The sequence below is a fragment of the Pseudarthrobacter sp. MOO14 genome (assembly GCF_058267675.1).
Genome location: NZ_CM177849.1, coordinates 620,450 through 639,415 on the forward strand (window position 1 = coordinate 620,450; position 18,966 = coordinate 639,415).

The following is an 18,966-nucleotide window of genomic DNA, read 5'->3' on the forward strand; positions in this document are numbered from 1 at the left end:
CGCCAGCGCGTTGGCGGCAACCTTAGTGTGCAAAGTGATCCCATCCCCCGGTGTCCGCGGCCCGGCCCGCTATCAGGACGCCCGGGCCTTCGTCGGTTCCGAGTGCATGTACCGAGCCTATCGCAGTGAATCCGGGTGGCAGCTGAATACCGGCCGGGAAAGTGGCCAGCAGGCCGTGGTCCTCGCCGCCGGCCAGCACCCAGGGTGCCGGGTCCGCGTCCAGGAGGGTCGCGGCCGGGCGCAGCAGTTCGGCAAGGTGCGCCAGCCGGGCGGGATCGAGGTCAACGGCGACGTTGCTGGCGGCCGCCAGCCGGTGCCCGTCCCGCAGGAGTCCGTCCGAGATATCAAGCATGGCAGTCGCCCCCGCCGCCCGTGCAGCCGGTCCCGCCCACAGGGGCGGCCGGGGCCGGCACTGCAGCTCGGGGTAGATCCGTTCGGCGGGGCCGAGGGTGTCCGCGGCGATGCCGGATTCCAGCAGGGCCAGGCCGGCAGCGGCGTGCCCGACGGTTCCCGCCAAGGCCAGGATGTCTCCCGGCCGGGCCCCGGAACGCAGGACAGCCCGGCCGCCGTCGAGCGATCCCAGGACGGCGACCGTCACGGAAATTTCGCGGCCTCGGCCCAGGTCCCCGCCGGCAACGGAACACCCGGTGGCTCCGAGGGCCTGGATTCCGGCTCTCAGGCCGTCCGCCAGGTCTTCCACCCAGCTGACAGGCGTGTCCACCGGCAGGGTGAGGCTGACCACCATCGAGGTGGCGGTGGCACCCATCGCGTTGATGTCGCTGAGGTTCTGTGCGGCGGCTTTCCACCCGACGTCGAATCCTGTGGTGCGGTAGCCGTTGGGCCAGAGGAGGCGGAAATCCTGGTCCTGGACTTGGGTGTCGATGCTGACCACGGCCCTGCCGTCCGGGGCAGCGACGATGGCGGCATCGTCTCCAGGGCCCAGCAGCGTGCTTGCCGTGTGGGAGCCCGCCATCCGCAGGCGCGGGAAGATCCGGGCCAGCAGGTCTGATTCGGAAAGGCCCGCGACGGTGGGCTGGCGGTCAACGCGGTTTCGGAGGTCTTCAGGCACGCCACTACGCTACCGCGACCGGCCGACATCGTGTCCTGGCGGGGGCGCCGGCGGCGATAGGCTGGAACCATGCACCATCCCCAGCTTCCCCTGACCGCCCGCGCCACCAGGATGGCAGTTTTTGGGGCAGTCGTTGCCCTGTCCATGACTGCGTGCTCCCCCGCAGTCGACGTTACCGCCGCCAAGGACGCGGCAAACCCTGCCTGCGCGCCCATGATGGTGGCCCTGCCGGATGCGATCGGCGATTCCCGGCTGCGAAAGACCAACAGCCAGGCAACTGCCGCGTGGGGTGATCCGTCGCTGGTCATCCTCCGCTGCGGCGTCAACGTACCGGGTCCGACGACGGACCGCTGTGTGACCGTCAACGGCGTCGACTGGGTCATCAAGGAAGGCGACCCGGTGTGGACGCTGACCACTTACGGCCGGGAACCGGCCACCGAGATCCTCATGGACCCGGACAAGATCAGCTCCGCAACCGTCCTTGCGGACCTCGCGGGCGCCGCCGCGAAGGTCCCGTCGGTGCGGAACTGCGTGGGCCAGGAAGACCTGCAGAACCTCCCGCAGAGCAAGTAGGTTCTGCGGGCCCACCCACCGGGATGGGCCCGCAGTCCAGCCCGAGGCCTCAGCGGAGGCCGGTCTTCCGGTGCAGCGCCAGGTGGATGAGCTCATCGATCAGGTCTGCGTAGCCAAGTCCCGAGGCCGCCCACATTTGCGGGTACATGCTCTTGGGCGTGAACCCGGGCATGGTGTTGATCTCATTGATGATCAGCTCGCCGTCGGGGGTGTAGAAGAAGTCGACCCGGCTCAAGCCCTCAGCGCCCACGGCTTCGAAGGCCAGCGCAGCGAGCTCACGGACCCTCGAGATGGCTTCCGCCGGAATGTCCGCCGGGCAACTCAGCGCGGCGGCATCGTCCTCGACGTACTTGGCGTTGAAATCATAGAACTCGTGGGTGCCGCCGGCGACTGATATCTCCCCCGGCATGGAGGTCCGGGGAGCGTCCGTTCCCCTGCCTTCCAAGACCGCACACTCAATTTCGCGTCCCCCGATTCCGGCCTCGATGACCAGTTTGAGGTCGTGCCGGCGTGCTTCCTCAATCGCGGCGTCGAGCTCGTCGAGGGAGTCCACTTTGGAAATGCCCATGGATGAGCCAGCGCGTGCGGGCTTGACGAAAACGGGGAAGCCCAGCCGGTCCACCTGTTTGCGGACGGATTCGGGGTCATTGCGCCATTGCCTGTCGGTGACCGCCAGGTAGGGGCCAACGCGGAGCCCGGCGGCTTCGAAGACCACTTTCATGTAGTGCTTGTCCATGCCGACGGCGGAAGCCAGGACACCGGCGCCGACGTAGCGGGTGTCCGACAATTCCAGGAGCCCCTGAATGGTGCCGTCTTCGCCGAAGGGTCCGTGCAGGAGCGGGAAGACGACGTCCACGGCACCCAGTTCCTGGGGTACTTCGTTGGGGGAAGCGACAATCAACTGGTGTTCGCCGCCGATCTCGGCCAGGGTCACGGTCTGGGCAGACGGCGAAACTTCCGGCAACGATGAGGCCGCCAGGGACCACTTCGCGGTATCGGCCGGTGCCAGGACCCATTGCCCGGTCTTGGCGATCCCGATCGGGATGACCTCGTACTTGTCCCTGTCGATGGCGCCGAGCACGCCGGCTGCCGTCACGCAACTTACGGCGTGCTCGCTGGAACGGCCGCCGAACAGCACGGCTACCCGCGGTTTCCTGCTGCTCGCCGTTTCCCCTGTGGTGGGTGTGTCTTGGGACATGGTCAGTGATCGCCTTCAGGTTTCAATTCCCGGGACAGCAGGACAGGCCCCAGTTGGTCAACGGACAGCTTGCCTGCCAGCACCGCGACGACGGCGGCGGTGATAGGCATTTCGACGCCGAGCTTACCGGCAAGTTCGTGCACGGCCTGGCCGGACTTGATGCCTTCGGCGGTCTGGGTCATTTTGCGGCCCACCTCCTCCAGGGTCAGCCCCTGGCCGAGGAGCCGGCCGGCGGTGTGGTTGCGGGACAACGCGGATGAGCAGGTCGCCACCAGATCCCCGAGCCCGGCAAGGCCGGCCATGGTCTTGGCTTCGCCGCCGAGGGCCAGCGCAAGGCGGGAGGTCTCCGCCAGGCCGCGGGTAATGACCGAGGCTTTGGTGTTGTCTCCCATTTCCTTGCCTTCGCAGATGCCCACGGCCAGCGCGATCACGTTCTTGACGATGCCGCCGATTTCGACCCCGACGACGTCCGACGTGGTGTAGGGACGGAAGTACGGTGCCGTGCAGGTCCGTGCGAGCCATCCGGCGGTCGCGGAATCCGTGCAGGCCACTACCGACGCCGTCGGCTCTTCGCGCGCGATTTCCATGGCCAGGTTGGGTCCGGAGACCACGGCGATGCGTTCGGGCGGCAGGCCCAGTTCCTGGCTGATGACCTCGCTCATGCGGGCATCCGTGCCAAGTTCGAGGCCCTTCATGAGGGATACGACGACGGCTCCGGGCTCGATCATGTCCTTCCACTCCCGCAGCTGCGGGCGGAGGGATTGGGCAGGGACGGCCACCACCACAAGATCGGCCCCGGCCAGCACCTCCCGGACGTCGGTGGAAGCGGTGATGCTGGCGGGCAGGACGATGTCCTTGAGGTAGTCGCTGTTGCGGTGGTCCCGGTTGATCTGGTCCACCACCTCGGCGCGCCTGCCCCACACCTTGATCCCGCGCGGGCTGCCGGCGGCCCCGGCTGCGTCTGCGAGGATCTTGGCGAAGGTGGTCCCCCACGAACCGGCGCCCAGGACAGCCACGGTCCGGGCCGATCCCGGCTTTCGGTCAACGGTCACTGTGCTTCCGTTTCCGGGCCGGGCTGTCCGCGGTCGATGAACCGTCCGTGCTTGGCTTGTTGCTGCTTGGCCGGATCCCAGCGTTCGGCCGGCGGCTGTTCGCCGCGGAGGCCCGCCAGCAGGCCGGTGATCGCGGCCATGATGACCTCGGTGGCTTCGGTCAGCGTCGCTTTGTCCAACGGGCGGCCGCTGAAGGCGCTGAGGTCCACCGGGTCCCCCACCACTACCCGGGAGAGCTTCCGCGGGAACACGTGGAACCGCTTGCCGTAGCGGGGGAACACCTCGTGGGCGCCCCAGTGGGCGATCGGGACGACGGGAATTCCGCCTTCAAGGGCGAGCCTGGCCGCACCCGTATGGCCTTTCATGGGCCAGAGTGCGGGGTCGCGGGTCAATGTGCCCTCCGGATAGATGATGATTGCTCCGCCCTCGGCCACGATCTCCTGGGCCACCTGCAGCGACCGGTTCGCGCCCGTCGTCGAACGCTCAACGGGGACCTGCTTGGTCGCGTTCAGGAGCCAGCCCAGGCCGGGGACTTTGAACAGGCCGGCCTTGGCCAGGAAGTGCGGGGCACGCCCTTGGTTGTAAAGCATGTGGCCCACAACCAGGGGATCGATCTCGGTGCAGTGGTTGGGCGCGGCAATGAAGCCGCCGGCAGGCAGTTTCTCGGTGCCTTCCCATTTCTTGGCCATCATGAGGTTCAGCAGCGGGCGGGCGATCCCGGCGATGAACACAAACGTGGCCCTGCTTTTGGCAGTTTCCTTCACGGTCCGCCGCTACTTCGTGGTGGCGATGTCGAAGTCGGCACCGAGGCCGGCGAGCTTTTCGGTGAAGCGCTCGTAGCCGCGGTTGATGATGTCGATGCCCGTGACCCGGGAAGTTCCGGTGGCGGCCAGGGCGGCGATGAGATGGCTGAACCCGCCGCGCAGGTCCGGCACGTCGATATCCGTTCCCTTGAGCTGGGTGGGACCGGAGATAACGGCCGAGTGCAGGAAGTTGCGCTGGCCGAACCGGCACGGGACGCTGCCGAGGCACTCCCGGTGGACCTGGATGCTGGCGCCCATGCGGATGAGGGCGTCGGTGAAGCCGAAGCGGTTCTCGTATACCGTTTCGTGGACGATTGATACGCCCTCGGCCTGGGTCAACGCGACCACCAGCGGCTGCTGCCAGTCCGTCATGAACCCGGGGTGCACGTCTGTTTCAAGGACCAGCGGGTTGAGCTTGCCGCCCTTGTGGTAGAACCGGATGCCGTCCTCGCCGATGTCCATTCCGCCGCCCACTTTGCGGTAGGTGTTCAGGAAGGTCATCATGTCGCGCTGGGATGCGCCTTCAACGAAGATGTCGCCGCGGGTAACCAGGGCGGCCGAGGCCCAGGACGCGGACTCGTTGCGGTCCGAGAGCGCCCGGTGGTTGTAGCCGCCCAGATCGCGGACGCCCTCAATGCGGATGGTCCGGTCCGTCTGGACGCTGATGATGGCGCCCATCTTCTGCAGCACGGCGATCAGGTCGATGACCTCGGGCTCGGTGGCGGCACCGGAGAGTTCCGTGATGCCTTCCGCGCGGGTGGCGCTGAGGAGGACCTGCTCGGTGGCTCCGACGGACGGGTACGGCAGCGAGATCTTGGCTCCGTGCAGTCCCTTGGGTGCCGAGATGTGGATCCCGCCGGGGCGCTTTTCCACGACGGCGCCAAACTGGCGCAGGACGTCCAGGTGGTAGTCGATGGGGCGGTCGCCGATCTTGCAGCCGCCGAGGTCGGGGATAAACGCTTCCCCAATGGCGTGGATCAGGGGGCCGCACAGCAGGATGGGGATCCGGGAATCGCCGGCGTGCGCATCGATGGCGGTGCTTGAGGCCGTCTTCGCCGACGTCGGATCGAGGGTAAGGTCTCCGCTGACCGGGTCCTTCTCCACGGTCACGCCATGCAGCTTCAGCAGGGACGTGACGACCTCGACGTCCTTGATCTCCGGCACGTTGCGCAACACCGAGGGTTCGTTGCCCAGCAGTGCTGCCACCATGGCCTTCGGTACAAGATTCTTTGCCCCGCGGACGCTGACGCGGCCTGTAAGCGGGACTCCGCCGCGGATTGTCAGAACACTACTCATATACCGGTTTCCTCACGATCACTAGCCCACAAATCCTTGCAAAGGCTCCAACCAAGCATAGGAGGTCGTGTTACCGAACCGAAATAAGCGGGCACCGGCGGCAGTCCGTGGCGGGGTATTTCCTGCCGCCGGGCCCGTTCCTGCGTGCTAGGACAGCCGGGCGGGAAGCGTCTTCGGCTTGAAGCTGGGCCGGGTGGCCTCGTAGGCCGTGATGTCGGCTTCATGCTGGAGGGTCAGCCCGATGTCGTCCAGGCCTTCCAGCAGCCGCCAACGGGTGTAGTCGTCGATCTCGAAAGGCGCCACGATGGGGCCGCACACGACGGTCTTTGACTCAAGGTCCACCGTGACTTCGGTTCCGGGCGCGTTTTCCAGCTCTTTCCAGATCAGTTCAATGTCATCCTGGGCCACCTGGGCGGCCAGCAGGCCCTGCTTGCCGGAATTGCCGCGGAAGATGTCGGCGAAGCGGGAAGACAGGACGGCCTTGAAACCGTAGTCCTTCAGCGCCCAGACGGCGTGTTCGCGGGAGGAACCGGTGCCAAAGTCCGGGCCTGCCACGAGCACCGAACCGGTAGTGTAGGGCTCCTGGTTCAGGATGAACGAGGGGTCTTTCCGCCAGGCGGAGAACAGGGCGTCCTCGAACCCGGTCCGGGTGATGCGCTTGAGGTACACTGCCGGGATGATCTGGTCGGTGTCGACGTTGCTCTGGCGCAGCGGGACGCCAACGCCGGTGTGCTTGGTGAACTTTTCCATGGTGCTGTCCTAGGCTGCGTGGCTTGCGGATGGGGTTTCGACAGGCTGAACCGCCGGCTCGGGAGCCGGGTCAAGGTCCGACGGCGAGCTGAGCGTGCCCCGGACGGCCGTGGCTGCTGCCACCACCGGGGAAACCAGGTGGGTGCGGCCGCCCTTGCCCTGCCGGCCCTCGAAGTTGCGGTTGGAGGTTGAGGCGCAACGCTCCCCCACTTCCAGCTGGTCCGGGTTCATGCCCAGGCACATGGAGCAGCCGGCAAAGCGCCACTCGGCACCAAAGTCCTTGAAGACCTTGTCCAGCCCCTCGGCTTCCGCTTCGAGCCGGACGCGGGCGGAGCCCGGGACCACCAGCATCCGGATGTTGGGGTCCTTTTGCCGGCCGCGGATGATGTCGGCAGCGGCGCGCAGGTCCTCCATCCGGGAGTTGGTGCAGGAGCCCAGGAAGACGGTGTCCACGCGGATGTCCTTCATGGGCGTGCCGGCTTCGAGTCCCATGTACTGCAGGGCGCGCTCGGCAGCGGCCTTGGCGTTTTCGTCGCCGAAGTCCTCCGGTGACGGGACGGACCCGGACAGGGACACACCCTGGCCCGGGTTGGTGCCCCAGGTGACGAACGGCTCAAGCGTGTTGGCGTCCAGGTCCACCTGCACGTCGAAGGTGGCGTCGTCGTCGGTACGCAGCGTGTTCCAGTACTCGACGGCGGCGTCCCAGTCCGCGCCTTCAGGCGCGTGGGGGCGGCCCTTCATGTACTCGTAGGTGGTCTCGTCCGGGGCCACCATACCGGCCCGGGCGCCGGCCTCGATGGACATATTGCAGATGGTCATCCGGGCTTCCATGGAGAGCGCGCGGATGGCGGAGCCGCGGTATTCCAGGACGTAGCCCTGGCCGCCGCCGGTGCCGATCTTGGCGATCACGGCGAGGATGATGTCCTTGGCAGTAACGCCCGGGCGCAACGTGCCCTCGACGTTGATGGCCATGGTCTTGAAGGGCTTCAGGGACAGGGTCTGGGTGGCCATGACGTGCTCCACCTCGGAGGTGCCGATACCCATGGCCAGCGCGCCGAAGGCGCCGTGCGTGGAGGTGTGCGAGTCGCCGCAGACCACCGTCATGCCGGGTTGGGTCAGGCCGAGTTGCGGGCCGACCACGTGGACGATGCCCTGTTCGGCGTCGCCGAGGCTGTGCAGGCGGACGCCGAACTCGGCGCAGTTGTTGCGCAGGGTCTGGATCTGGGTCCGGCTGGTGAGGTCGGCAATCGGCTTGTCGATGTCCAGCGTGGGGGTGTTGTGGTCCTCGGTGGCAATGGTCAGGTCCGGCCGGCGCAGCGGGCGGCCGGCGAGCCGCAGCCCTTCGAAGGCCTGCGGGGAGGTAACTTCGTGGACCAGGTGGAGATCAATAAAGAGGAGGTCGGGCTGGGCGTTGGCTCCTTCGCCGTCGCCTTTGCGCACCACGTGCGCGTCCCAGACTTTCTCGGCCAATGTCTTTGCCATGGCCATCTCCCTTCACTGCTGTTTGGCTGTTGAGTCCAACTGAATCAGGACGGCTCCGCACTGCGCCAGCCGAAAGATTTGCATCTCAGATATTGAGACGGCAATATCATTACATGGACAATTCTAGTGGAGTCGGCGTCATTGATAAAGCAGCCCAGGTGCTCGATGCACTCGAGGCCGGCCCCACCACGCTGGCACAGCTTGTGGCCGCCACCGGGCTGGCCCGGCCCACGGTTCACCGGCTCGCGCTGGCACTCGTCCACCACCGGCTGGTGAGCCGCGATATCCAGGGCCGGTTCGTCCTTGGCAGCCGGCTGGTGGAACTGGCCTCGGCCGCGGGCGAGGACCGCCTGATCGCCTCCGCCGGCCCCGTCCTCATGCAACTGCGGGACGCCACGGGCGAAAGCGCCCAGATCTTCCGCCGGCAGGGCGACTGGCGCGTGTGCGTTGCCTCCGCCGAGCGCCCCATCGGCCTGCGCGACACCATCCCGGTGGGCACGCAGCTGTCCATGAAGGCCGGCTCCGCCGCCCAGGTGCTTCTCGCCTGGGAGGACCACGACCGGCTGCTCGAGGGCCTGCAGTCAGCTCGCTTCACGCCCACCGTCCTGGCAGGCGTACGACGACGCGGCTGGGGACAGAGCCTCGGCGAACGTGAGCCCGGTGTCGCCTCCGTCTCCGCGCCGGTGCGGGGACCGTCCGGCCGGGTGATCGCCGCCGTCTCAATTTCCGGCCCGATCGAGCGGCTGACCCGCCAGCCGGGGCGCCTGCACGCAGAGGTGGTCTGCAACGCCGGCCGCATCCTCACCGAAGCCCTGCGCAAGAACAACGACTAAGGGGATCCGCCGCGTTGTCCGCTCCTGCGGACGGCGCGGCCACTAGGCTGTGGCCATGGGCAGCTACGCAGTCTTCCTCCGTGGAATCAATGTTGGCGGAATCAACATCAAAATGGCGGACCTCCGGGACGCACTGAAAGCTTCGGGCTTCGCCGATGCCAGGACTCTGCTGGCCAGCGGGAACGTGGTGCTGACCAGCAGCCTGGATGCAACCGGCGTCAAACGCGAAGCCGAAGAATGCCTCCGGGCAGCGTTCGGTTATGAAGCCTGGGTGGTCGTCGTGGACGGCGGACGAGTGGCCGAACTGGTGGATGCCTGCCCTTATCCGGAGGATGACAAATCCACCCACACCTACATCACCTTCTCGTCGGATACCGCCGTCCTGGACGAACTGGAAGCGGCCGGCGCAGCCATAGAGGGCCAGGACCAGAAGCGCCTTGGACCTGAAGCGCTGGCGTGGCTGGCCCCGGTGGGGGGCACCCTGGACAGCCCCTTCAGCAAGGTCAGCTCGAAGTCCAGGTTCAAGGCCGCTACCACCACCCGCAACCTGCGCACCCTGATCAAGGTCCGGGATGCAGCGGCCGCATTGGAGGCGGACTCCTAAGCGGCTCCGCGGAAGACTCCCCGCACGGAGGACCACTCCCCGCCGGGCGGCGCGGGGTTCAGTCCATTGAGCGGGGATTGTCCGCCAGCGAATTTCGGGCAAATAAAAAATGGTCCCGGGCTGATGCCCGGGACCATTCCATGGTGACCCCAGCGGGATTCGAACCCGCGTTACCGCCGTGAGAGGGCGGCGTACTAGGCCGCTATACGATGGGGCCGCGTACTTTCCGGCAGCGTTTCCGCTGCTCGGCTCAGTGAGTATTTCACACACTTTGCCGTGGTTTCAAATCGGCGAACCGAGTGGAAACCTTCTGTTTTGCCTGCCCGAATGGGCTTCAAACCAGAGCTGGGATACCAGGACTCGAACCTAGAATGACGGTACCAGAAACCGTAGTGTTGCCAATTACACCATATCCCAATGGCACTTTCGGGCCGGATTCCAGGGCGTTTTCCCTGCTCCGTGCGCCTCAGCACGAGAAATTACTTTACCCGAGACTTGGGGCTCGCACAAATCCGGCGCGGCCTGCGCCTCCGGGCTTCGCGAAAGCGAACCGTCCAAACCCTTGCCCGGCATCCACCGTTATGGTTACCCTCGAGTAAGTTACCGATCAGTAACAAGCCCCCTGCCCTGTTTCCACGGGCACCCACGAGGTCAAGGGACCGCCCTGCCAACCACGGTTTCGCCACCGGACACCGCTGTCCGGCGGAAGTTAGGAAGTGTCAGCGTTGACAACCCGTACAGCAGCCATTGCAGCCGCAACCCGCAAACCCCGGCCACAATTCATCGCCATCATGGCCCTCTCCCTCCTGCTCGTCCTCTTCCTCGCCTTCTATACCTACCTCACGGGCCAGATCGCCAACGGCTCTGCCCAGCTGATGGACGGGGCGGAACAAGCCGCAGCGGGCGCCGCCCAGCTCAAGGACGGCTCGGGCCGGCTGGCAGCGGGCGCAGGCGCAGCGAACAAGGGCGCAGCGCAAGTGCAGGACGGATCGCTCAAGGTCAAGGACGGCACCACCCAACTCAACAACGGAGCCCTCGCCCTGCAATCGGGTGCGGGCAAGATCTACTCAGGTGTCAGGGACCAGCTCGCCCCCGGCGTGGACAAGCTTCATGCCGGCACCACCAAGCTGCAAAATGACGTCCTGAACAAACTCGTCCCTGGCGTCTACCAGGTGGATGACGGAGCCCGGAAGCTCCAGGCCGGCGCCGTCGCGCTGTCCGCCGCGCTCACCCCCACCGCGGGCGGCAACGCCCCCAACAACCTTGCCGACGGCGCCGGACAGCTGGCGGCGGGAACGGGCCGGCTCGCGGCCGGCGCAGGTCAGCTCGACGCCGGCGCCAGCAGCCTGAGCGCAGGAACAGCGGCGTTGAAGAACGGAACAGCGCAGCTGACGGGCTACCCCGGCGCGGGGAACGATCCAACCAAGGGAGACGGGCTGGCCGCGCTCAGCCAGGGGCTGGACCAGCTGGAAGCAGCGGCGAACGGGCCCCAGGGCCTGGTTCCCCTGGCCCTCATCAAGGACCAGATCGCCAAGTTGGCCGACGGCGGCCGACGCGCCTACGCGGGAGCGGGGCAGCTCGATGCGGGAGCAGCAAAGCTGAACGACGGAGCCGGGCAGCTCAAGGCCGGAACCGGCAGTCTGACCGCGGGAGCCGCCCAGCTGGATGACGGGGCGGGCCGGCTGAAGGCGGGCTTCGCCACCCTGGCGGAGATGCTCAACGCCACCGACCCCCAAAACCCCGGCGTGGTGCTGGGTACCTCGATGTTGGCGGATGGCACGGCGAAGATCCGGACCGGCATGGATGGCGTCCCCGGCGATCCGGACAGCCCCGGCCTGATCTACGCCGCCAACAACCTCCAGGACGGCACCACCAAGCTCAGTGCCGGCGTCAACGGCGGCGGCGATCCTGCCAACCCGGGACTCCTGGCCGGGACCGAGGCGTTGTCGGAGGGCACCACCGCGCTGAGCCAAGGCACGGGACAATTGCAGTCGGGATCCGCCCAGCTGGCGGATGGAACCGGGAAACTCGCCGACGGCAACGGCAAGCTTGATGACGGTTCGGGCCAGTTGGCGGACGGTGCCGGCACGCTTGCCGAGGGCAATGCCAGGATCGCGGCCGGAACGCAGGAACTGCACACGAAGGTGGCCGCCGTGTCGCCGTCGTCCTGGCTGGACAGCCCCGTCACGGCATTGCTGCTGATCGCCCTGCTGGTGGGAGCCGCCGTTGGCGGATATCTCCTCCTTCGCCGCGCCGCCCGGATTAAGGCCGCCTGATGGACGACCGCCCGGACAGGACTTAGGCGAAGAGCGGGAGGAGATCCGCCAACGTGGTGACCGCGGTTCCACCAAAGTGGGCCGCGGTCTCGGCGTTCCGGTTGAGCCAGACGCCAACCAGTCCGGCCGCCGTCGAGCCTTCCGCGTCCAGCAGCCGGTTATCGCCCACGTACATCGTCTCGGCCGGGACGGTGCCCAAGAGCCGGACGCCTTCCAGGTAGATGGCGGGATCCGGCTTGGCCACGCCCAGGGTGTCAGTTCCGACGAGGTGCTTCACGCGTTCAAGGCCGGCGCCGTCCAGCTTGGCGCGCTGGTAATCGTGGACGTTGTTGCTGACGGCGCCGTACGGGATCCCGGCAGCGTCCAAGACGTCAAGAAGCGGCGAAACATCCGGGAACGGCTTCACGTAGGACGGCTGCTTTTCCACGTACGCGGCCAGCCAGCGGTGCGATTCATCGCCGTCGCCCAGTTCAACGCCAAAGTGGCCCAGTGCGGCGCGGCCCCGGAGGAGGCGCTGTTCGTTGAACGTCAGCTCGCCGGCCAGGTAGCGGTCGTAGTAGTGCGTGGTCTCATGGGTGAAGATCCGGCCGAACCGCTCCCAGCCGGCCTGGTCCAGGCCGGGCAGGAGGTGTTCACTGACCTCGCGCAAGGCGGTGGTCATCGAGTACTCAAGGTCCACCAGGGTGTCGTCGATGTCGAACAGGACGCCCCTGACCACTCCCCAGGGCGTATGCCGGGCACCCGACCGGGCTTCGCTCGGTGCCGTCATCAGCCGCGGAAGGCGCGGAGCCTGCGCAGGGAGGACTCCTTGCCCAGGATGACCATCGATTCGAACAGGGGCGGGGAGATCCGCCGGCCGGAAACAGCCGTCCGTACCGGCCCGAAAGCGAGCCGCGGTTTGATGCCAAGGTCCTCCACCAGGGCCTGCTTCAGGGCTGCCTGGATGCTCTCCGCTGTCCAGTCTGCCACCGGTTCCAGCGCGGCAAGCGCGGCATCCAGCACCTCGGAAAGGTTCTCGGGAAGGCCCTTGCGGGCGTCATCTGCGACGTCGACGGCGTCGTCCGCCTTGAACAGGAAAGCCAGCATGTGCGGCGCCTCGCCCAGCAGCGTGATGCGCTCCTGGATCAGCGGCGCGGCTTCGGTGAGGATTTCTTCCTCGCGGTCAGTGAGGATCTCCCCCACCAAGCCTGCGTCGCGCAGGTAGTGCGCCACCCGGTCGCGGAAGACCTTGGGCTCAAGCATCCGGACGTGCGTGCCGTTGATGGCCTCGGCCTTCTTCAGGTCGAAACGCGCGGGGTTGCCCAGGACGTCGTGGATGTCGAAGTGCTCAACGAGCTGCTCGACGGTAAAGATGTCTTCGTCGGCGCTCAGCGACCAGCCAAGCAGGGAAAGGTAGTTCAGCAGCCCTTCCGGGATGAAGCCCCGCTCGCGGTGCAGGAAGAGGCTGGACTCGGGGTCCCGCTTGGAGAGCTTCTTGTTGCCCTGGCCCATGACGTACGGCAGGTGGCCGAACTCCGGCATGTACTCGGCGACGCCGATGGCGTAGAGGGCCCGGTAGAGGGCGACCTGGCGCGGCGTGGAGCTGAGCAGGTCTTCGCCGCGGAGCACGTGCGTGATCCCCATCAGGGCGTCGTCCACGGGGTTGACCAAGGTGTACAACGGGGCACCGTTGGCACGCACCACGGCGAAGTCGGGCACCGATCCGGCCTTGAACGTAATTTCGCCGCGGACCAGGTCGGTGAACGTGATGTCCTCGTCCGGCATGCGCAGGCGCAGGACGGCCTGCCGGCCCTCGGCCCGGTACTGTGCCAGCTGTTCCTCGGTCAGGTGACGGTCGAAGCCGTCGTAGCCCAGCTTCGGGTCCCGGCCGGCGGCGCGGTGGCGTGCCTCGATCTCCTCAGGGGTGGAAAAGGACTCGTAAATGAATCCGGCGTCGTGCAGGCGCTTGATGACGTCCTGGTAGATGTCGCCGCGCTGGGACTGCCGGTACGGTTCGTGCGGGCCGCCAACCTCGACTCCCTCGTCCCAGTCGATGCCCAGCCACTTCAGTGCGTCCAGCAGCTGGTGGTAGCTTTCCTCGCTGTCCCGGGCCGCGTCCGTGTCCTCGATCCGGAACACCAGGGTGCCCTTGGTGTGGCGGGCGTAGGCCCAGTTGAAGAGCGCGGTCCGGATCAGTCCGACGTGCGGGGTCCCCGTGGGCGAGGGGCAAAACCGGACGCGAACGGGGGTCTCGGCGGTGACGGGCGGAATGGAGGCGGCAAGCGACGAAGAAGCGATAGTCATAGTGGCTTCAACTTTACCCGCCTGGCCGCCCTCCGGCCTTCCGCGCGGCAGCCGGGGTCAGCGGCGGACGATCGGGTTGGAGAGCCGGCCGATGCCTTCGATTTCCACCTCGAAGCGGTCGCCTTCCTTGACCAGTCCCACGCCGGCCGGTGTTCCGGTCATGATCACGTCGCCGGGCAGTAGGGTGAACGCGTGCGAGACGACGGACACGAGCTCCCGGACGCCGCGGATCATCTGGCTGGTGCTGCCGTCCTGGCGGATTTCCCCGTTGAGCCAGCCCTGGATCTGCAGGTCCTCGGTGTCCAGGTCCGTCTCGATCCACGGGCCCAGCGGAGCGGAGGTGTCGAAGCCCTTGGCGCGGGTCCACTGCAGGTCCGTCTTCTGGACATCGCGGGCAGTGAGGTCGTTGCCGCACGTGTAGCCAAAGATGACATCGTCAACGCGGTCTTCGGGGACGTCCTTGCAGATCCGGCCGATCACCACGCACAGTTCGGCTTCAAAGGAGACTTCTTCGGAAAACTCCGGCAGGACCACGGGGTCGTTCGGACCTACCACCGCGGTGTTGGGCTTCAGGAACAGCAGCGGCTGGGCGGGCACCTCGTTGCCCAGCTCATGTGCGTGCTCCACGAAGTTCCTGCCCACCCCGATGACCTTGCTCCGCGGGATGATGGGCGCCAGCAGCCGGACATCCTCCAGCTTGTGGCGCACGGAAGTGCGCTCCACACCGTTGAAGAAAGGGTCGCCGTGGATGACAGTGATTTCCTCACTGCCGCTATCACCTTCCACAACGCCGTACAGGGGATCGGAATCGACAACAAACCTCGCAATACGCATGGCTCCTACCCTACCGTTTCGACGGCGCCGTCCTGCCTGCCGCCTTCGTGCCCGCGAAGGTAGGAAAGCTGTGCGGCCACGGACAATTCGGCGGCGCGCCGGACGGAAGGGTCGACGCCGGCATAGACGGCGTCCGCCACCTCAGGTACGGATGCGTCCCCGCCGAGGCCGCGGAGCGCGGCACGGATCTGGGCCAGCCGCTCCTCGCGGTGCCGGCGGTACTCCCGGACGATGTCCCGCAGGGACGGCAATACCGGGCCGTGGGCCGGCAGCACGGTCGCGTTCCCCAGGGCCTCCAACCGGTCCAGGGTGGCGAGGTAGTCTCCCAGCGTGCCGTCAGGGAAGTCCAGGACGGTGGTGCCCCGGCCCAGGACGGTGTCCCCGGTCAGCACCGAGCCGTGCTGCCCGTCGGCCGGCAGGTGGAAGCACACGGAATCCGAAGTGTGGCCGGGGGCAGCCAGCACCGTGATATCCAGTCCCGCTGCCTGGATCAGTTCGCCGCCGGCCAGCGGCGCTCCGCCGCCATGGCAGTGGCCTGGGTCCGCTGCCCGTACCGGCGCTCCGGTGAGTTCGTGCAGGCGGGCCGAACCGGCAGTATGGTCCGCATGCCGGTGCGTGACCAGGATCAGTTCGACGACGCCGGCGCCCGACAGTGCCTCCAGGTGCGGTTCATCGTTGGGTCCCGGGTCAACCACCACGACGGCGGACCGGCCGGGGACGCGCAGGAGGTAGGAGTTGGTGCCGTCCAGGCTCATGGGGCCCGGGTTGGGTGCCAGGAGGAACTGGGTGAGGCCGGAGCTGCGCTGCAGGCCGGGGCCGGTAAGTGGGGTCACTGATCCATCCTTGCATCAAGCCCCGCACTCCCCCACCCCCTTGTCCCGGAGGGCAGCGGCGGAATAGATCGGCCGCCCGCGGGGGTTGGCAACCTGTGACAGCACAACGATCCCCACCAGGAAGCCGGACACCGCCCCATGAGCACACCTTCACTCGCCGACCTTCTCGCCCGCGCGGACGCGGACGGCCACGACCATTCGGCGACCGAAAAGGCCACCGGCCTCCTGCACATCCACAACCACGCGACCGGCAGCATCATCTGGTTTCCCACCTGGAGGAAGTTCCGTGAGACAACCGACTGGACGGACGCCGTCACCGGCATCACGGCGGAACTGTCCGCCGCCTCCGCGCCCGCTGACCAGGCCGGCGCCGCCCTGATCGCCGAGGACCTGGAAGCGCTGCTGGACCAGGCCTCCCGCTCCGCTGACGCCGCCGTCTTTGTCCAGGAAAACCTCATCCGCCACCTGACCCGGACCTGGGCTGTCGGCGACGCAGTGGCCCAGGCCGGCGGCAAGGACCTGTTCACCAGCGGCCCCACCCCCGCCGTCTTCGCCGGCTATCCCTACGACGTCTATGCCCAGGACGGCGGCGTCTTTGCCACCACGCTCTGGAACGACCTGATCGACGCCCGGCGCAACCGCGCCCTGGCGGAAGAAGCTGCCCGCAAGGCACTCAAGCCCGTGTCCCGCAAAGCGATGAAGAACGCTGCCCGGAAAGCCGCACGCCGCTGACCCGGCACCCCCTGCGGCAACGCAAAACGGCGCCTGCCGGACCCAAGTCCGGGAGGCGCCGTCGTCAGGGCAGAACCTAGGCCAGGCGTGTCAGCCAGCCGTGCGTGTCCGGTTCGGCGCCGGTCTGGATGCCCAGGAGCTTTTCGCGGATGGCCATGGTGGTTTCGCCGGCTTTGGCGTCCTCGGAACCAATGAACTCGGTGGCGTCCTTCAGCACCCCGATGGGGGTGATCACGGCAGCTGTGCCACATGCGAACACTTCGGCAATATCGCCCGAGGCCACGCCGTCGCGCCACTCGTCAAGGGTGATCTTCCGCTCCGCCACGTCACGGCCCATGTCCTTGGCCACCTGGATCACGGACATCCGGGTGACGCCTTCCAGGATGGTGCCGGTGAGGGCGGGCGTGACCAGGGAGCCGTCCTTCATGACGAAAAAGACGTTCATGCCGCCCAGCTCTTCCACGGCGTTGTCATTGGCCTGGTCGAGGAACAGGACCTGCTTGCAGCCGTTGGTCTCGGCCTCCTGCTGCGCGATGAGCGAGGCGGCGTAGTTCCCGCCGCACTTGGCGTCGCCGGTGCCGCCGCGGCCGGCGCGGGCGTACTGGCGCGAGATCCAGATGGAGACCGGCTTGAGTTCGCCGCCGAAGTAGTTGCCGGCCGGAGAGGCGATCACCCGGAAGGACACCTCGCGGGCGGCGCGGACACCCAGGAAGGCCTCGGTGGCGATCATGAAGGGGCGCAGGTAGAGGGCTTCGCCGTCGCCGGAAGGAACCCATTCCTTGTCGGCAGCCACCAGTTCGCGGATGGCGCCGAGGAAGTATTCGGCCGGCAGTTCGGGCAAGGCCAGCCGGCGGGCCGACTTGTTCAGCCGGGCCGCGTTCGCCTCGGGCCGGAACGTCCAGACGGAGCCGTCAGCGTGCCGGTACGCCTTGAGTCCCTCGAAGATTTCCTGGCCGTAGTGGAACACGGCGGCGGACGGGTCAAGGACGATCGGGCCGTAGGGCTCGATCCGGGCATCGTGCCAGCCGCCGTTGCCGTCCGCGTCAACGCTGTAGTCGACGATGGCGGTGTGGTCGGTGAAGTAGTTGCCGAATCCCGGGTTTGCCAGGATGGCTGCACGCTCTTCGGCGGACTTCGGGTTCTCCGAAAGCTGCCGGGTGAATTCGACGCCATGGGCGGTCTGAGTCATGGTTCCTCCACGATCGGCCGCCCCGGGGTTCAGCGCTGAACAGCGAGGCGGCATTTGGTGATTCGAGTCAAGCTTACGCCCGAAGCCGGAGCCCCCGGCGTGGGCTAGAGTCCGGCGGCGATGGCGTCGCCGACGGCGCTGGTGCTGCGGGCGGTTCCGTCGCGTTGTTCGACGTCGGCAACCACAGCGGCTTCGATCCGGCGTGCGGCTTCCGCGTACCCCAGGTGGTCCAGCAGGAGTGCCGCGGAGAGGATGGCCGCGGTGGGGTCGGCCTTGCCCTGGCCGGCGATGTCCGGCGCCGAACCGTGGACCGGCTCGAACATGGAAGGCGCCGTGCGGTCCATGTTGATGTTGCCGGACGCCGCCAGGCCGATGCCGCCGGTGACGGCGGCAGCGAGGTCGGTGATGATATCGCCGAACAGGTTGTCGGTGACGATGACGTCGAAGCGGGACGGGTCCGTGACCATGAAGATGGTGGCGGCATCAACGTGCAGGTAGTCGTGGGTGACGCCCGGGAATTCCTGGGCGACAGCCTCGACGGTGCGCTTCCAGAGATGCCCGGCGAAGACCAGGACGTTGTGCTTGTGGACCAGGGTGACGTGCTTGCGTTCGCGGAGGCTGGCGCGGCGGAAGGCGTCGCGGACCACGCGCTCCACACCGTGTGCGGTGTTCAGGGAGACTTCCGTGGCGACCTCGTGCGGGGTTCCGGCACGCAGCGTGCCGCCGTTTCCCACGTACGGCCCCTCGGTTCCCTCACGCACCACGATGAAGTCGATGGTCCCGGGGTTGGCCAGCGGGCTGCCGACCGTCCCGTAAAGCCGCGACGGCCGCAGGTTGACGAAGTGGTCCAGGCTGAAGCGGAGCTTGAGGAGCAGTTCGCGTTCGATGATTCCGGAGGGGATGCGGGTGTCGCCCGGGGCGGCGCCGACGGCACCGAAGAGGATCGCGTCGCGCGTCTTCAGGTCCGCCAGGACGTGGTCCGGCAGGGTTTCGCCGGTGGCGAGCCAGTGCTCGGCGCCGAGTTCGTAATGTGTCGGCTTGAGCTGCACGCCCTCCGCGGCCACGGCCTTCTCGAGGACTTTGAGGGCCTCGGCAATGACTTCGGGGCCGATGCCGTCGCCGGGAATAACTGCAAGATCGATGGAGGATGCGCTCATGT

The 18,966-nt window shown here is 67.2% G+C and carries 18 protein-coding genes and 2 tRNA genes; 5 read left to right on the forward strand and 15 right to left on the reverse strand.

Annotation, left to right across the window (positions count from 1 at the left end):
* Window positions 1–22: 22 nt before the first annotated feature.
* The gene (gene thiL / locus AC4EEV_RS02880) at window positions 23–1,069 is read right to left on the reverse strand and encodes a thiamine-phosphate kinase (RefSeq protein WP_018760028.1); all 1,047 of its coding nucleotides are present in this window, start codon (window positions 1,067–1,069) and stop codon (window positions 23–25) included.
* Between the two features lie 69 nt (window positions 1,070–1,138).
* On the opposite strand from thiL, the gene AC4EEV_RS02885 reads away from it, so the two are divergent.
* A complete protein-coding gene (locus AC4EEV_RS02885; RefSeq protein WP_018760029.1) occupies window positions 1,139–1,642 on the forward strand; it encodes a DUF3515 domain-containing protein in 504 nt (167 codons plus the stop codon).
* Window positions 1,643–1,691: 49 nt separating this feature from the next.
* On the opposite strand, the gene AC4EEV_RS02890 is transcribed toward AC4EEV_RS02885, so the two are convergent.
* The 6 genes from AC4EEV_RS02890 to leuC form a co-directional block, all read right to left on the reverse strand.
* On the reverse strand, window positions 1,692–2,840 hold the full coding sequence (locus AC4EEV_RS02890; protein WP_491330104.1) for a D-alanine--D-alanine ligase family protein: 1,149 nt from the start codon (window positions 2,838–2,840) through the stop codon (window positions 1,692–1,694).
* A gap of 2 nt (window positions 2,841–2,842) precedes the next feature.
* Window positions 2,843–3,892, reverse strand: a complete 1,050-nt coding sequence (locus AC4EEV_RS02895) for an NAD(P)H-dependent glycerol-3-phosphate dehydrogenase (RefSeq protein ID WP_018760031.1) — start codon at window positions 3,890–3,892, stop codon at window positions 2,843–2,845.
* Window positions 3,889–4,656 carry a lysophospholipid acyltransferase family protein gene (locus tag AC4EEV_RS02900; RefSeq protein ID WP_026264221.1) on the reverse strand — a complete coding sequence of 256 codons (768 nt, stop codon included), beginning with the start codon at window positions 4,654–4,656 and terminating at the stop codon, window positions 3,889–3,891. Before AC4EEV_RS02900 ends, AC4EEV_RS02895 begins: the two co-directional genes overlap by 4 nt.
* 9 nt (window positions 4,657–4,665) lie before the next feature.
* Complete coding sequence (gene murA, locus AC4EEV_RS02905) at window positions 4,666–5,991, reverse strand: UDP-N-acetylglucosamine 1-carboxyvinyltransferase (protein ID WP_026264222.1); 1,326 nt, start codon at window positions 5,989–5,991, stop codon at window positions 4,666–4,668.
* A 147-nt stretch (window positions 5,992–6,138) separates the two neighbouring features.
* The gene (leuD, locus tag AC4EEV_RS02910; protein ID WP_018760034.1) at window positions 6,139–6,741 is read right to left on the reverse strand and encodes a 3-isopropylmalate dehydratase small subunit; all 603 of its coding nucleotides are present in this window, start codon (window positions 6,739–6,741) and stop codon (window positions 6,139–6,141) included.
* 9 nt (window positions 6,742–6,750) lie between these two features.
* Window positions 6,751–8,223 carry a 3-isopropylmalate dehydratase large subunit gene (leuC, locus tag AC4EEV_RS02915; protein ID WP_491330105.1) on the reverse strand — a complete coding sequence of 491 codons (1,473 nt, stop codon included), beginning with the start codon at window positions 8,221–8,223 and terminating at the stop codon, window positions 6,751–6,753.
* A 113-nt stretch (window positions 8,224–8,336) separates the two neighbouring features.
* On the opposite strand from leuC, the gene AC4EEV_RS02920 reads away from it, so the two are divergent.
* Together AC4EEV_RS02920 and AC4EEV_RS02925 are read left to right on the forward strand one after the other, a co-directional pair.
* A complete protein-coding gene (locus AC4EEV_RS02920; protein ID WP_009356552.1) occupies window positions 8,337–9,056 on the forward strand; it encodes an IclR family transcriptional regulator in 720 nt (239 codons plus the stop codon).
* 55 nt (window positions 9,057–9,111) lie between these two features.
* Window positions 9,112–9,660 (forward strand): DUF1697 domain-containing protein, encoded by a 549-nt coding sequence (locus AC4EEV_RS02925; RefSeq protein ID WP_109045014.1) that lies wholly within the window; start codon window positions 9,112–9,114, stop codon window positions 9,658–9,660.
* 141 nt (window positions 9,661–9,801) lie between these two features.
* Here the strand turns inward: AC4EEV_RS02925 and AC4EEV_RS02930 are convergent.
* A tRNA-Glu gene (locus tag AC4EEV_RS02930) sits at window positions 9,802–9,877 on the reverse strand.
* 128 nt (window positions 9,878–10,005) lie between these two features.
* Window positions 10,006–10,077 (reverse strand) — tRNA-Gln (locus tag AC4EEV_RS02935).
* 299 nt (window positions 10,078–10,376) lie between these two features.
* On the opposite strand from AC4EEV_RS02935, the gene AC4EEV_RS02940 reads away from it, so the two are divergent.
* Window positions 10,377–11,936 (forward strand): hypothetical protein, encoded by a 1,560-nt coding sequence (locus AC4EEV_RS02940; protein WP_491330106.1) that lies wholly within the window; start codon window positions 10,377–10,379, stop codon window positions 11,934–11,936.
* Window positions 11,937–11,958: 22 nt separating this feature from the next.
* Here the strand turns inward: AC4EEV_RS02940 and AC4EEV_RS02945 are convergent, their stop codons facing one another.
* Genes AC4EEV_RS02945 through AC4EEV_RS02960 form a run of 4 tightly spaced genes read right to left on the reverse strand, consistent with a single transcriptional unit; the run spans window position 11,959 to window position 15,886 of the window.
* A complete protein-coding gene (locus tag AC4EEV_RS02945) occupies window positions 11,959–12,705 on the reverse strand; it encodes an HAD family hydrolase (RefSeq protein ID WP_018760038.1) in 747 nt (248 codons plus the stop codon).
* Window positions 12,705–14,219, reverse strand: coding sequence for a glutamate--tRNA ligase (gene gltX, locus AC4EEV_RS02950; protein ID WP_491330107.1), 1,515 nt, complete (start codon window positions 14,217–14,219; stop codon window positions 12,705–12,707). Before gltX ends, AC4EEV_RS02945 begins: the two co-directional genes overlap by 1 nt.
* Before the next feature lie 57 nt (window positions 14,220–14,276).
* Window positions 14,277–15,053, reverse strand: coding sequence for a fumarylacetoacetate hydrolase family protein (locus tag AC4EEV_RS02955; RefSeq protein ID WP_491330108.1), 777 nt, complete (start codon window positions 15,051–15,053; stop codon window positions 14,277–14,279).
* Between the two features lie 5 nt (window positions 15,054–15,058).
* Window positions 15,059–15,886 carry an MBL fold metallo-hydrolase gene (locus tag AC4EEV_RS02960; protein WP_018760041.1) on the reverse strand — a complete coding sequence of 276 codons (828 nt, stop codon included), beginning with the start codon at window positions 15,884–15,886 and terminating at the stop codon, window positions 15,059–15,061.
* A 138-nt stretch (window positions 15,887–16,024) separates the two neighbouring features.
* On the opposite strand from AC4EEV_RS02960, the gene AC4EEV_RS02965 reads away from it, so the two are divergent.
* Window positions 16,025–16,618 (forward strand): hypothetical protein, encoded by a 594-nt coding sequence (locus AC4EEV_RS02965; protein ID WP_491330109.1) that lies wholly within the window; start codon window positions 16,025–16,027, stop codon window positions 16,616–16,618.
* A 76-nt stretch (window positions 16,619–16,694) separates the two neighbouring features.
* Here AC4EEV_RS02965 and AC4EEV_RS02970 read toward each other — a convergent pair whose 3' ends face one another.
* Window positions 16,695–17,807 (reverse strand): branched-chain amino acid aminotransferase, encoded by a 1,113-nt coding sequence (locus AC4EEV_RS02970; RefSeq protein ID WP_491330110.1) that lies wholly within the window; start codon window positions 17,805–17,807, stop codon window positions 16,695–16,697.
* A gap of 104 nt (window positions 17,808–17,911) precedes the next feature.
* Window positions 17,912–18,964, reverse strand: a complete 1,053-nt coding sequence (locus AC4EEV_RS02975) for a 3-isopropylmalate dehydrogenase (RefSeq protein WP_018760045.1) — start codon at window positions 18,962–18,964, stop codon at window positions 17,912–17,914.
* Window positions 18,965–18,966 lie beyond the last annotated feature (2 nt).

Excerpts from the sequence above, each read along its gene's own strand:
- AC4EEV_RS02975 (WP_018760045.1), bottom strand. The coding sequence starts at position 18,964 with ATGAGCGCATCCTCCATCGATCTTGCAGTTATTCCCGGCGACGGCATC.
- AC4EEV_RS02890 (WP_491330104.1), bottom strand. The coding sequence starts at position 2,840 with ATGTCCCAAGACACACCCACCACAGGGGAAACGGCGAGCAGCAGGAAA.
- AC4EEV_RS02920 (WP_009356552.1), top strand. The coding sequence starts at position 8,337 with ATGGACAATTCTAGTGGAGTCGGCGTCATTGATAAAGCAGCCCAGGTG.
- AC4EEV_RS02970 (WP_491330110.1), bottom strand. The coding sequence starts at position 17,807 with ATGACTCAGACCGCCCATGGCGTCGAATTCACCCGGCAGCTTTCGGAG.
- leuC (WP_491330105.1), bottom strand. The coding sequence starts at position 8,223 with ATGGCAAAGACATTGGCCGAGAAAGTCTGGGACGCGCACGTGGTGCGC.
- leuD (WP_018760034.1), bottom strand. The coding sequence starts at position 6,741 with ATGGAAAAGTTCACCAAGCACACCGGCGTTGGCGTCCCGCTGCGCCAG.
- AC4EEV_RS02945 (WP_018760038.1), bottom strand. The coding sequence starts at position 12,705 with ATGACGGCACCGAGCGAAGCCCGGTCGGGTGCCCGGCATACGCCCTGG.
- AC4EEV_RS02885 (WP_018760029.1), top strand. The coding sequence starts at position 1,139 with ATGCACCATCCCCAGCTTCCCCTGACCGCCCGCGCCACCAGGATGGCA.
- AC4EEV_RS02955 (WP_491330108.1), bottom strand. The coding sequence starts at position 15,053 with ATGCGTATTGCGAGGTTTGTTGTCGATTCCGATCCCCTGTACGGCGTT.
- murA (WP_026264222.1), bottom strand. The coding sequence starts at position 5,991 with ATGAGTAGTGTTCTGACAATCCGCGGCGGAGTCCCGCTTACAGGCCGC.
- AC4EEV_RS02925 (WP_109045014.1), top strand. The coding sequence starts at position 9,112 with ATGGGCAGCTACGCAGTCTTCCTCCGTGGAATCAATGTTGGCGGAATC.
- AC4EEV_RS02965 (WP_491330109.1), top strand. The coding sequence starts at position 16,025 with ATGAGCACACCTTCACTCGCCGACCTTCTCGCCCGCGCGGACGCGGAC.
- gltX (WP_491330107.1), bottom strand. The coding sequence starts at position 14,219 with ATGACTATCGCTTCTTCGTCGCTTGCCGCCTCCATTCCGCCCGTCACC.